General features: G+C 66.2%; 8 protein-coding genes. 1 reads left to right on the top strand and 7 read right to left on the bottom strand.

What is annotated here, in order from left to right; all coding sequences use genetic code 11:
• Positions 1 to 3: 3 nt before the first annotated feature.
• The gene (locus tag L6Q21_RS04000; protein ID WP_237829253.1) at positions 4 to 2,025 is read right to left on the bottom strand and encodes a TonB-dependent receptor; all 2,022 of its coding nucleotides are present in this window, start codon (positions 2,023 to 2,025) and stop codon (positions 4 to 6) included.
• A 197-nt stretch (positions 2,026 to 2,222) separates the two neighbouring features.
• Positions 2,223 to 2,576 (bottom strand): hypothetical protein, encoded by a 354-nt coding sequence (locus tag L6Q21_RS03995; protein WP_237829252.1) that lies wholly within the window; start codon positions 2,574 to 2,576, stop codon positions 2,223 to 2,225.
• 406 nt (positions 2,577 to 2,982) lie between these two features.
• Between L6Q21_RS03995 and L6Q21_RS03990 the strand changes: the two genes are divergently transcribed.
• Positions 2,983 to 3,876, top strand: coding sequence for a sulfite exporter TauE/SafE family protein (locus L6Q21_RS03990; RefSeq protein ID WP_237829251.1), 894 nt, complete (start codon positions 2,983 to 2,985; stop codon positions 3,874 to 3,876).
• Positions 3,877 to 4,035: 159 nt separating this feature from the next.
• On the opposite strand, the gene L6Q21_RS03985 is transcribed toward L6Q21_RS03990, so the two are convergent.
• The 5 genes from L6Q21_RS03985 to L6Q21_RS03965 all read right to left on the bottom strand — a co-directional run bounded on the left by L6Q21_RS03985 (position 4,036) and on the right by L6Q21_RS03965 (position 12,102).
• Positions 4,036 to 4,740, bottom strand: coding sequence for a GntR family transcriptional regulator (locus tag L6Q21_RS03985; protein WP_237829250.1), 705 nt, complete (start codon positions 4,738 to 4,740; stop codon positions 4,036 to 4,038).
• Positions 4,741 to 4,844: 104 nt separating this feature from the next.
• Positions 4,845 to 5,843, bottom strand: coding sequence for a 4-hydroxyproline epimerase (locus tag L6Q21_RS03980; RefSeq protein WP_237829248.1), 999 nt, complete (start codon positions 5,841 to 5,843; stop codon positions 4,845 to 4,847).
• Positions 5,844 to 5,856: 13 nt separating this feature from the next.
• Positions 5,857 to 6,786 carry a dihydrodipicolinate synthase family protein gene (locus L6Q21_RS03975; protein WP_237829246.1) on the bottom strand — a complete coding sequence of 310 codons (930 nt, stop codon included), beginning with the start codon at positions 6,784 to 6,786 and terminating at the stop codon, positions 5,857 to 5,859.
• Between the two features lie 140 nt (positions 6,787 to 6,926).
• Positions 6,927 to 9,809 carry a TonB-dependent receptor plug domain-containing protein gene (locus tag L6Q21_RS03970; protein WP_237829245.1) on the bottom strand — a complete coding sequence of 961 codons (2,883 nt, stop codon included), beginning with the start codon at positions 9,807 to 9,809 and terminating at the stop codon, positions 6,927 to 6,929.
• Between the two features lie 502 nt (positions 9,810 to 10,311).
• Positions 10,312 to 12,102: a DUF885 family protein gene (locus L6Q21_RS03965; protein WP_237829243.1), complete on the bottom strand. Its 1,791-nt coding sequence runs from the start codon at positions 12,100 to 12,102 to the stop codon at positions 10,312 to 10,314.
• Between the last annotated feature and the right edge of the window lie 34 nt (positions 12,103 to 12,136).

Genomic DNA, 12,136 nt, shown 5'->3' with positions numbered 1-12,136 from the left:
TCCCTAGAAACGATAGCCGAGGCGAACGCTCAGCATCCGGGGGTCGCCCGGATAGACGAAGTTCGCGCCGCCGTTGGCGGTGTAGTAGGTGCGGTCGGTGAGATTGGTCAGCGCGGCGTCCAGGCTGAGGTTGCCGAAACGCGCGCCGGCGCCGATGTCGAGCAGCAGATAATCGCCCAGGATGATGTCGCTGCCGTTCACCAGTGCGCGCTCGCCGACATAATAGGCGCCGCCGCGCAATTCGATCCCGCTGCCGCCCAGTGCCACGCGGGTGGAAAGCGTGGCGGTGTTGCGCGGCGTATCGCCCATCCAGGCGCCTTTCAGGCCCGGGGTGTTGTTGCGGGTGACGCGGCCGTCGATATGGGCGTAACCGCCTTGCAGCCACCAGCCGGGCAGCGGAACCCATTCGCCTTCGATCTCCAGGCCGCGGCTGCGGAGCTGCCCTTCCTGCACTTCGTAATTCGGGTCCTGCGGATCGGCTGTCGCGACATTGTTGCGGCGGATTCGAAAGACGGAAAGGCTGCCGCTGAAGCCGCCGCGCGCCAGCCGCAACGCGGCCTCGATCTGGTCGGAGGTTTCCGGCTTGAAGGGCGTTCCATCCTTCGATCGGGCGCCCACCACAGGCTCCAGATCGAAACCGCTGTTATAGCCGCCATAGAGCGAGAAGCCGCCGCCCAGCCGGTAATGGCTGCCAAGCTGCCAGCTCGTGTTGGAAAAGCTGTCGGCGTTGCGCACGCCGTTGCGGCGATTGTCATAGTCGAACAACGAATGGCGCAGGCCGGCGACCAGATCCCAGCGGTCGCTGAGGGCGATCTGGTCCTGCGCATAGGCCGCGAAGCCATTGACGCTGGAAAGGCTGAGATAGGTGAAGGCCAGTTCCGGCCCGGCTTTGCCGAAGGCGGGGACCGGGTTCATCGAATCGATCGGCGGCACGCCGCCGGGCACGATGTCGTGCTGAAGGAAGCTGGGGCGATCGGCGCTGTATTCCACGCCCACCAGCAATTTGTGGATGACGCCGCCGGCAAGGAACTGGCCGGCGAGATCGACCTGGCCGATATAATAGTCGTCATCCTCGCGCCCGCGCCGGCCGTTGCGCTGGATCAGCGTCCGGCTTCCGGGCCTGGGGGCCAGAAGCCGGATCTGGTCGAGCGAGGTGTTGAACTGGTTGAACTGGAAACGGGGTGTCAGCACCCAGTTGTCGGCCATGCGAAAATCGACCCATGCCTGAATCAGCACGGCATCGGCCACCAGATCGGTGAATTCCGGCTCTCCCAGAAAGGCGCCGCGGCGAACGCGGCCCACGCCATTCTCCAGCACGGTTCCGACAACGGGAAGGCCGGGGTTGTTGACGGTGGCGCGCCGGACATATTCGCCGACGAGATGCGCCGACACGTCAGGGCTCGGCGCCCATCTGAGCATCAGGCCGACATTCTCCCGGTCCATGTCCTGATGGTCGACGAAACTGCCCGAGCGTTCGATTTCTCCCGTCAAGCGGATACCCAGATGCCCGGAAACCGGGCCGCCCATATCGATGGTGGCCATCTTCTGGCCGTAGCTGCCGCCGGTGAGGGCGGCGGAGGCCTCGAAGCTGTCGGTCGGCCTTTTGGTGACGATCGAAATCAGCCCGCCCACCGCCGACTGGCCGAACAGCACCGCCGACGGGCCTTTCAGCACTTCGATGCGGTCGATGTTGGAAAGGGCGGAGGCGTCGACATCCTCATAATAGCGCTGGCGGATGCCGTTGCGCATCTGGTCGGCAGCGAAACCACGGATTTTCAGCCCGAAGCTCTGATAGCGGGAAATGCGCGCGCCGCCGGCATTGGCGGAAGGAACGGCCCGCAAGGCGTCGCCCATGCTGCGCACGCCCCGGTCGATCAGCTCCTGACTGTCGAGCAGTTGCACGCTTTGCGGCATGCGTTCGAGCGGGATTGCGGATTTGGCGCCGAACTCGCCGGTTTGGGCACCTGTCACGATGATGGTTTCAGGCGCGAAGTCGGCGGCCGCGGCGGGGGTCGCCAGCATCATAGCGGCAAATGAGGTGATTTCGAGTTTCAAGGATATGGCTTTCAGCGAGACGGATTGGGGGAGGTGATGAAATCCCCGGCGTCGCGCGTCAGCCTGCTGCCATTGCGCCCCGACCGGCCGAGCCGGGCAGGGGCTTTGTTTGGCAAAAGGGCATTGATGAGGGGCGACCCATCAGAGGTCGCCGTCCGCGCGAGCCGTCAGGCCTGCGCGGGTGGGCCGAGCGCGGGTGGCGGCGGCGCGGCCAGCCGATGCGTGGTCAGGTCGGCGATCGCGGCGCTGAAGAAGGCCGCGGACACGAGCGGCCAGGCAAGCAGGCCAGCTTGTGCGCCGGTGAAAGCCGGGATCGCCCCCGGCGTCGAGGCAAAGACGCAGGGCAAATCCATTGCCTGCTGGTCGGTGGAGCCGGCCTTGCCGAAATCCACATCGATGCGCTTGTCCCCGAAGGCTGAGCAAAGCACCAGGCTGGCGGTTCCGTTTCCGAAGGCGGGCATATAGCCCGCCGGCACGGCCATCCGCATGGCCAGCGCGCACAGAAGCAGCAGGGCGAGCATGTATCGCCCAACAGCCATTTGTGAGATGCGCCCTGACATGGAGTGCGGCTTATCGCCCGGATAAGGGCTTGTCATCAGACAGATTGCCCCATTGCTGGTGGCGGAACGCTTCACAAATGGGTTGGCTGCCCGGCCGGATGACCGGCATTCCATCGACCTTTGCATGAGGAGCCGGGCGAAATCTGCTTGTTCGCCTGAAGGAAATCGCCCGCGACACAGCCGGGCACGGGCGGCCAGCGCCGCCAAGCGGACGCGCCCTTCATCGGCCGGTTACTGGCAAGGCAGGCGGAGAGGGAGAATCTCATCGGCATAAAAGTATATTGTATCTGATTTCAGAACATGATCTCCTGCCTCGACAGTGGTCCGACCGTGAGCGCGGCGGCTCCTCGGAGGGAGGAAAGATGAAATGATCGTAGCGGTTCTGCTGACCCTTCTGGCGCTTCTCGCCGGTTTCTACGCCGTTCAACTGGTGCGGACGGCCCGGGCGCGCGGCGAGGCCAGGCCCAAACCGGAGGGCGTGGCCATTGGCGCGGTGGCGAATTTCTTCGACGCCCTGGGTATCGGCTCCTTCGCGCCCACCACGGCATATCTGCGCTTCCGCAAGCTGGTGCCGGACAGCTTCCTGCCGGCGGTGCTGAACGCCGGGCACTGCCTGCCGACCGTGGCCCAGGGCCTGGTGTTCATCCATCTGATCCAGGTCGACCCGATCCTGCTGGTGGCCTGCATCGCCGCTTCGGTGGTGGGCGCGGTGATCGGGGCGCCGATCGTGCTGCGCCTGCCCGTGCGGACGGTGCAGATGCTGGTGGGGATGGCGCTGCTGATCGCCGCGGCGCTCTATGCCATGACCAACCTGAACCTGATGCCCGCAGGTGGCGACGCCGTGTCGCTGGAGGGCGGGCTGTTCGTCATCGCTGTGATCGCACATGTGATCATGGGCGCCCTGATGAGCTTTGGCATCGGCCTTTATGCGCCCTCCCTGATCATGCTCAGCCTGATGGGCATGAACCCCACCGCCGCCTTTCCGATCATGATGGGCGCCTGCGCCTTCCTGATGCCGGTCTCCAGCCTGCGCTTCATCCGCAGCGAGCGCATCGACCTGCGGCTGGTGCTGGGGATGGCGATCGGAGGCATTCCGGCCGTGCTGCTGGCGGCGTTCGTCATCACCTCCCTGCCGCTGACGGTGCTGCGCTGGGGCGTGGTGGTGGTAGTGCTCTACGCCGGCGTGACCTTGCTCATCACCGCCCTGAAGGCGCACCGTGCCGCCAAGGCGGAAGCGGCTCCGAAAGGAATCCCCTCATGATCCTCTCCGTCGCGGACCCGCACACTGAGCCTTCCTCGCCCGGCTCGGGGCCATCGGCTCGCGCGTCATCGCCGGCACGATCTATGCGGAAGCCGAGGCAAAGCGTCCCTGCCGCCGTTTGCCCCGTCTGTGAAGGCTGCGCGGGATTCTTCGGGAGCGTCAGGACGCGCGGCGCTGCCGCTCCGGCTGGTCTTGGGGCGCCTCGGCCTGGCCTAAGCTGAACTCCTGCCGCAGATCCGCCAGGGTGTGTTCCAGATGCTCGGCCACCAGCTTGCGGACCCGGTCGGCGTCCCGATCCAGCCAGGCCTGGAGAATCTCATGATGCTCCGCCTCGGCGGTCAGATGGCGGCCCTTATATTCCAGGTGCTTGCGCACATAGCGGTCGGCCATGACATGCATCCGCGCCACGATCCCGGCCGTCACCGCATGGTCCCCGGGCCGCGACAGGGCGATATGGAAAGCGCGGTTCAAAGCGCCCGCCGAAGGCTGATGCGCCGCCGCGGCGGCGTCCAGCCGCATCAGCACCTCGCGCGCGGCCGTCCGCTCGGCCTCGCTGGCCGCCAGGCACGATTGGGCGGAGGCGTCCGGCTCCAGCTTCAGGCGCAAGGCGTAGATTTCCTCGGCCTCGGCCACGCTCATGGGGCGCACGAAGAAGCCGCGATTGGGCTGCGAGACCACCAGCCCGTCCTGCTCCAGGCGCACCAGCGCTTCGCGCAAGGGGATCTTGCTGACGTTCAGCTCGCTGGCGAGGCTGTCCTGTCGGATGGCCACATTGGGCTGTATGGTTCCGGACAGGATCATGTCGCGCACCACCTCCATGAGGCGATCCGAGAGGGTTCTGACTTCAAAGGTGCTGGAAGGCATGGACGATCATCGCTGCATCGGACGGGCCGGTTGGATCGCCCGCCCATAGCCTGCGGTGCCTGCAATGACGATACGCAAAATATTGCCCATCCGGCCGTCGCCGGTCAGACCACCTGGAAGCCAGCCCAGAAGGGATCGCGACGATCCACCCAGATCGTGTTGAAACCCGTCGCAATGGCCGATCCCTCGATCGATGGAACGATGCCCTTGAAGTCGCCCACGGTCGTCTCCGCTTCCACCCGGCCGATGAAGCGGCTGCCGATATAGCTTTCGTGGACGAAGGCCTCGCCGGTTTTCAGCCGCCCACTGGCGTGAAGATGCGCCAGACGCGCCGAGGTGCCGGTGCCGCAGGGGCTGCGATCGATCGCCTTCTCGCCGTAGAAGACGGCGTTGCGGCCGTGAGCGCCTTCGCCCCGGGGCGCGTCGGCCCACAGCACATGGCTGACCCCGCCGATGCTCGGCTCCAGCGGATGCACCGGCTGGAACGCCGCCCGCACCTGTTCGCGCACCGCCCGGCTGAGTTCGATCAGCCGCGCCGCGCCCAGGGCGTCCAGCCCCCGATAGGCGCCCTGAGGCTCGACGATGGCATAATAATTGCCGCCATAGGCCACATCCACGCTGAGCGGGCCCAGGCCCGGCACGTCGATCGCGATGCCTTCGGCCGCCACATAGCTGGGGACGTTGCGGATACGCACCGAAGCGACCCGCTCGCCTTCGACGTGATAATCCACCTCCAGCAGCCCGGCCGGAACCTCGATCCTCAGCCGCCCCGGCACGCGCGGGCGGATCAGCCCATGCTCGATCCCGAAGGTGAGGATGCCGATGCTGCCGTGCCCGCACATGGGCAGGCAGCCGCTGGTCTCAATGAACAGCACGCCCGCGTCCGTATCCGGCAGGGTCGGCGGATAGAGGAAACCGCCGCTCATCATGTCGTGGCCGCGCGGCTCGAAGCAGAGCGCCGTGCGGATCCAGTCGTAGCGGGCCATGAAGTCGGTGCGCCGCTCGGCCATGGTCGCCCCGGCCAGGAGCGGCGCGGCGCCGGCCACCAGGCGGACCGGGTTGCCGGCGGTGTGCCCGTCTATGCAAAAGAAGATGTCGCGCATCGCTACTCCCGGCTCAGGCCTGGCTCACGGCCCGGCCGGAGCCGACCGGACGGGTGGCGGCGGCCTTCTCGACGATCGACGTCACATAGTCGCGACGCGCCCCGCTAAGCGGCATGCGCGGCATGCGCACCCGCTCGGAGCCCCTGCCCATGATCTGCTCGGCCAGCTTGATCGACTGGACCAGATCCTGTTCGGAGTCCAGGTGCAGCAGGGGCATGAACCAGCGGTAGATTTCCACCGCACGGGTCAGGTCGCGCTCCCGCGCCGCCTTGACCAGAGCCACCGATTCCTCGGGGAAGGCGTTCGTCAGGCCGGAGATCCAGCCGCTGGCCCCCAGCAGCAGCCCTTCCAGCGCCACATCGTCCAGGCCGACGAGGACGGTGAAGCGGTCGCCCAGATCGTTCAATATGTCGGTGATGCGCCGGGAATCCGCCGCGCTCTCCTTGATGGCGACGATATTCTCCACATCCGACAGGCGCTTCAGGTCCGCGTTGGACAGGGAAACGCGGTAGGCCATGGGATTGTTGTAAAGCATGATCGGCAGCGACGTCGCCGCCGCCACGGCGCGGAAATGCGCTTCCAGCTCCTCGGGGGTGGGCACATAGACCATGGCCGGCAGCAGCATCAGGGCGTCGGCGCCTATGGCTTCGGCGTCCCGCGCATATTGGACGGCGCGATCGGTGGTGAGTTCGCTGACCCCGGTGATGACGGGCACCCGGCCGGCGGCGACCTCGACCGCCGCCTTCAGGACGGCCCGCTTCTCGTCCGGCTCCAGGGAGTTGTTCTCGCCCACCGTCCCCAGCGCGATGAGGCCGTCCACGCCGTCCTGGATGAGTGCGTCCTGCACCTGCTGGGTCGCGTCCAGGTCGATTGCGAAGGCTGTGTCGAATTGAGTCGTGGCCGCCGGAATAACGCCGGTCCAATGCATCTTGGCGCCCGCCATGGGGAAATCCTCTCGCTAAATTTAGTATACCATATCTGATTTATGACCCCTTGATCAAGCGCAATGCGCGACCCGGCCGGAATATCATGTTCCGGGTCGGAAAGGCGCCGCCGCGCGGTCTTGCGGCGCCGCCTTCCAGCCTAGAAGCGCGCCCGGACGCCGGCGAAGAAGGAGCGCCCGACCGGGTCGTAGAGGGTCACGTCGGTGTTGGAATCGCCGCCGTGCGCCTGGCCCAGAATGCGGGGCTGGCGGTCCAGCAGATTGTTGAATCCGCCGAACAACTGGAGATGGTCGTTGAGGTCGACCGACCCGTTCAAATCCCAATAGGCCACCGCTCCGGCGTTCACCAGCGGCGCGTTGACGCCCGCCATGGGCTTCAGGGCGCTGATGTAGCGAACCTGCGTGCCGACCATCACCGGGCCGGAGGCGTAGCGCGCGCCGAAATTGGCGCTGAAATCCGGCGTGCCGCCCGCGCCCATGCGGGTGCATGTGCCGAAATAGCCGGCGCAATCGATGGGGTTGGCGCCGATCAGCTGGTTGACCTGCTTGAACATCCAGTTGGCGTTCAGGGTCAGGGCCAGCCGCGCCTCGTTGCTGCCGAACGCGACCGCTTCGGGCAGCGGTAGGGACCAGTCGGCCGACAGGTCGATGCCTTCGACGGTGCGCGAACCGATGTTGCTGCTGCTGGCGTTGACCTCGAACACTTCGCCATTGCCCTGGATGCGGGTGATCGCCCGGCAGGGCGCGCTGTTGATGTCCAGCAGTTCGAAACAGACCCGCAGGGTGTCGGCGGCGCCCAGGGTCGCCACGGCGTTGTCGACCTCGATCTTGAAATAGTCGACGGCGATGTTCAGGCCGCTGACCCATGGGACATGGACGACGACTCCGGCGGTGTAGGTCTTCGAGGTCTCGTCCTGGAGCTCCGGGTTGCCGCCCGAGCGCTGGTTGAAGCCCAGGGCGCTGGGAGTGAAGGTGTCGATGGCGGCGGCGGGCACGCCCTGCTGCACGCAGAGCTGCTTCTGGGCGGCCGTCGGGTTGTTGGCCGCGGCGCAAGGGTCGGAGCCGGCCGCGAAGCCGACCACGATCGGAGAGTAAAGCTCGCTGATCGCCGGGGCGCGATTGGCCCTGTTGTAGGCGGCGCGGAACCGCATCCAGTTCACCGGGGCCCATTCCACGCCCAGTTTCCAGGTGTAGGCGCCGCCGAAGTTCGAATAGTCCGAGTAGCGGACGGCGCCTTCCACGGCCAGGGAATCCGCGAACGAGACCCCCGACAGGATCGGCACGCGCAATTCGCCGAAAAGTTCGGCGACGTCATAGCCGCCTTCGGTGATCCCGCGCGACGACGAGCCATATTCCCGTGCGAGATCGGTCGCACCGGGCATATAGTCATATTTGTCCTTGCGATATTCGAAACCCAGGGCTGCGGCCACGGCCCCGGCGGGCAGCTGGAACAGGTCGCCCGCCAGCGAGCCGCCGATCACCGTGCGCGCGAACTTCTCGGTGGAGGAACGATGCGGGGTGATGAACGCCGCCGCCTCGGGGCCGAAGGCGTTCAGCCCGAACGGATTGACCGGCACGCAGCCCAGGATCGGGTTGGCGCACACCACATTGCCCGCGCCGTCGACTGTCGTGTTCAGCCCCAGACCCAGCCGCGCCGAGGACATCATCCCCTGCACCACCTCGTCGGTGCGCGAGTGCTGGAACTGGGCGAACAGGTCCCAGCGCCATTGATTGGCGCCGAAATCCAGCTCGCCGCGCAGCCCGCCCGTGACTCCGACCGTGGTGCGGTCGAAGGCGAAGTTGCGCAGGCCCAGCTCGTCGAAGCGGCGCGCGATGCCCCCCGCCAGGCGGGCGTTGCCCGTCCCCAGAGGATCGAACACCGTCGCATTGTCGATGAAGAACTGGCGGAGCTGCGCCGGCAGCACCGGGTTGGTGGCATAGTTGGCCACCTCGAAATAAGGCTGATCCGGCGTCAGGACGTTGAGGGAGTCCGAAGCCTGCTGGAACTGGTTCTTGGTGTTGACATAGTGCAGTTCGCCATAAACCTCGACCGAGGGTATGACGCGATAGCGGGCGATGCCCGCGAACTGCTGGCGCTCATAGGGGCGAAGCAGGTAATTGCCCTTCGCGTAATTATAGAGATCCTCGGGCGTGCAATATTGAAAGACTTCCGCGCCTTCGCCGAAGCGGATGGAGTTCTGCGGCGAGGTGCAGTTCGGCCCTCTGGGCAACTGCCCGGCGAGTTGGCCCACGTTCACGGCCACGCGGCCGCCGGGAATATTGCCCGAGCCGGTCGGGTTCATGGTCGCGGAGTCGAGGGGAGTCCGCGAAAAGCGGCGATCCTCCATCATCACCCCATCGCGCTGCATGTAGCCGGCATGGAGGATGATGTTGCCGCGCCCTTCGGCGAAGGGCGTGCCGAAGGTGACGTCGATCTTGTGGCTTCTGGCGTCGCCGGCAGTGGCCTGGCCATATTGGTAGGAGGTCTCCAGGCCGTCGATGTCATTGCGCAGGATGAAGTTAACGGCGCCGGCGATGGCGTCGGACCCATAGATGGCCGAGGCGCCGCCGGTGATGATCTCCACCCGCTCGACCAGGGCGCTGGGAATCGTGCCCAGGTCCACATTGCCCGCGCCGTTGGCGGGGATGAACCGGCGGCCGTTCACCAGCGTCAGGGTGCGGTTCGCCCCCAGGCCGCGCAGGTTGGCGGTCAGGACCCCGGAGCCGCCCCCCGAGTTGACGCTCGAGGTATTCCCCCCGGAAAGCTGCGGGAATTCGTTGAGCACCGACTCGATCGTAGTGGCGCCGGAGTTCGCGATCTGCTCCTGCCCGATGATGGTGGTGGGGCTGGGCGCGTTCAGGTCCGAGCGCACGAGGCGCGAGCCGGTGACGACGATATCCTCGACGCTTGCCGCCTCCTGGGCGGCGGCGAGCCCGCTCCAGCCCGCGAGCGTCAGGACAGCGACGCCTCCCAGCATGGTGGTTGCGCGCAGGCGGATGCGCATGTCGGCAAATGGCAACATATTCCCCTCACTTTCTTAGCCCGATTCCCTGCGTCTGGCCGGCCTCGACCGACCTGGCGAATGTCTGCGGGTGACCATCGAACTGCGCGGCAAAGGCGTCGCAGCAGAATGGCCAGCCGTCCTCCCTAGGCTTATTTTCGTATATCGGATACTTTATCTGCCCAATTGCATATGTCAACCAAGCGCCGCAAAAGTGTCAAAAAAACCAACCGGAAACCCGTTTGGCTATTCATCCAACTGAATAGAAAGGGATAATTCTCTTGTCGCAGAGAACCCGCGCGGGGTCGTGGTGACTCAGGAATGGGGAGGCTGACGGCGGACGCCGCCCGCTGGCGTCAGCTCCAGGCGTAGGCGGACTTGATCCGGTTGAAGAATTCGCCGTCGCAAAGCCCTGTTCGCGCGCGCAAAAAGGCGACTTCTTCGAACCGCCGAGCGGCATATGATAATCCAGCCCGGCGGTTGCCTGGTTCACCATTGCCATGCGGGGAGGAAGTGTCCGGCCCTAGTTCACGGGGCCGGAATAGAAACGCCACCGGCTGCGGTAATCGGGCTGCAGCGGCTGGTCCAGCAGCCGGGCGCGGATCAGCTCCACCGGCATCGGCCCCAATTGCATCACCGCGTCATGAAAGCCGCGCTCGGTCATGCGGCCGGAGTCCACCAGCTCGCGCCGCAGGGCGTGGAATTGCAGGCCCCCGATCATGTAGGCCGCCTGATAGAAGGGCGCATCGATGGTGGTGCGGCGCACCTCGGCTTCGGCGTTGGCGCGCTCATGGCCCACCTGCTGGACCAGATAGTCCACCGCCTGCTGCGGCGTCCACGCACCCGTCTGGTAATTCAGCGAGAAGACGATCCGCGCCGCGCGGTGCAGACGCCAGAACAGCATGCCGATCCGGTCGGCGTCGTTCCGGGGGAAATCCTTCTCCCACAGGATCATCTCCCAGTAGAGCGCCCAGCCTTCGCGCCAGACCGGTGTGTTGGTGAGCGGCGTGCGATGGGTGTTGAAGCGGTCGTTCATGAACTTCTGCATGTGATGGCCGGGGATCAGCTCATGGTGCACGGTGGCGAAGTTGAAATGGGGGGTGTTGCCGCGCATGGACATCAGTTTGTGCGCATGACTCATGCTGTCGACCGGATAGGACAGCCGCGTCACCTCGCCGCCGGAGAAGAAGGGGTTGATGAGCTGGCGCTCGGGCGTCTGCATCGCCAGGCGCCACACTTCGCGCGACAGGGCCGGCATGGTGACGGAGCCGTCCTTTTCCACGAACCGCTCGGAATAGTCGGCGATGTCGAAAATGGCCCAGGGCACCTCGCCCGGCGCCGGCGCCAGGGTCTTCACATGCTCGAGCGCCGCATGCCAGTCGTCGCCATGGCCCATGCGGTTGGAGACGATCTTCAGCTCCCTGACGATCCAGGCGAACTCCCGCTCGCCGATGCGGATGAGCTCGGCCACGGAATAGGGGATCATCTCCAGCGCCAGGTCCGCCGCCAGTCCCTGGGCCAGGACCGGATCGCCGATGATGGGCGGCTGCTCTCCCGGCCGTATCCCCGCCAGATGCAGGTTCAGGGCGCCGGCATAGGCCTCCAGCGCCGCGTCCAGGCGCTGGTAGGGCTTGCGCACCCACCAGGAATAGTCCGGATCATAGCCGTCGTAGAATCGGTTGTAGTCGTCCAGGACCGTGCGCAGATGCTCGACCTGCAGCGCGGCGCGGCGTCCGGCGACGGCGGAGACGCCCGAGGGTTTGCGCCCGTCCGCGAGGGCCGCGCTCAGACCTTCCACCTCGCCGGCCACGCCGTCGAGAACGCCCGCCGCCTCGCGCGCATTGACTCGGGTGCGATCGAAGCGCGCTTCCTGGAAGGCGCGCAGCCGGTCGAAGAAGGGGAGCAAGGGCGCGATCTGCGCGGCGCGCGTCTCGCTCAGGCGCAGCATGGCCTGGTCATGGTCGATCCGGTTGCGCAGGGTGACATAGTCGACCTGGCCTTCGGGATTGAGGGCGGCGAAATCGGTTTCGGCCAGCCGCGCCCGCCAGGCGTCGTGGAAGGCATGCAGCCGTGCCGCCCGCGCGGGAGAATAGAGGATCGGATAGCGCCGTTCGATGGCCGCCCTGTCTTGCAGATAGCGCACCACCGCGGTGCGCAGGTTGCTCTCCTGGTCGGCAAAGGCCACCAGCGAGGCCAGCACCGGCGGGTCGTCGCTCCAGTCCGTCTGGCCGGGGAAGCCGCTGCGGCCCTGGGCGGCGGAGGCAAGGGTCAGGGCAGCCAGGGCGCAGCCGGTCAGCATCGGAATTGGGCGCATGGTCTCTCCTCCTCTGATTCAGTGCAGGTTATCC

This window comes from Sandaracinobacteroides sayramensis (assembly GCF_022014495.1).
Lineage (GTDB): Bacteria > Pseudomonadota > Alphaproteobacteria > Sphingomonadales > Sphingomonadaceae > Sandaracinobacteroides > Sandaracinobacteroides sayramense.
Note: the sequence above shows the minus strand (reverse complement) of the source record. Positions and strands in the feature narration are given on the sequence as shown.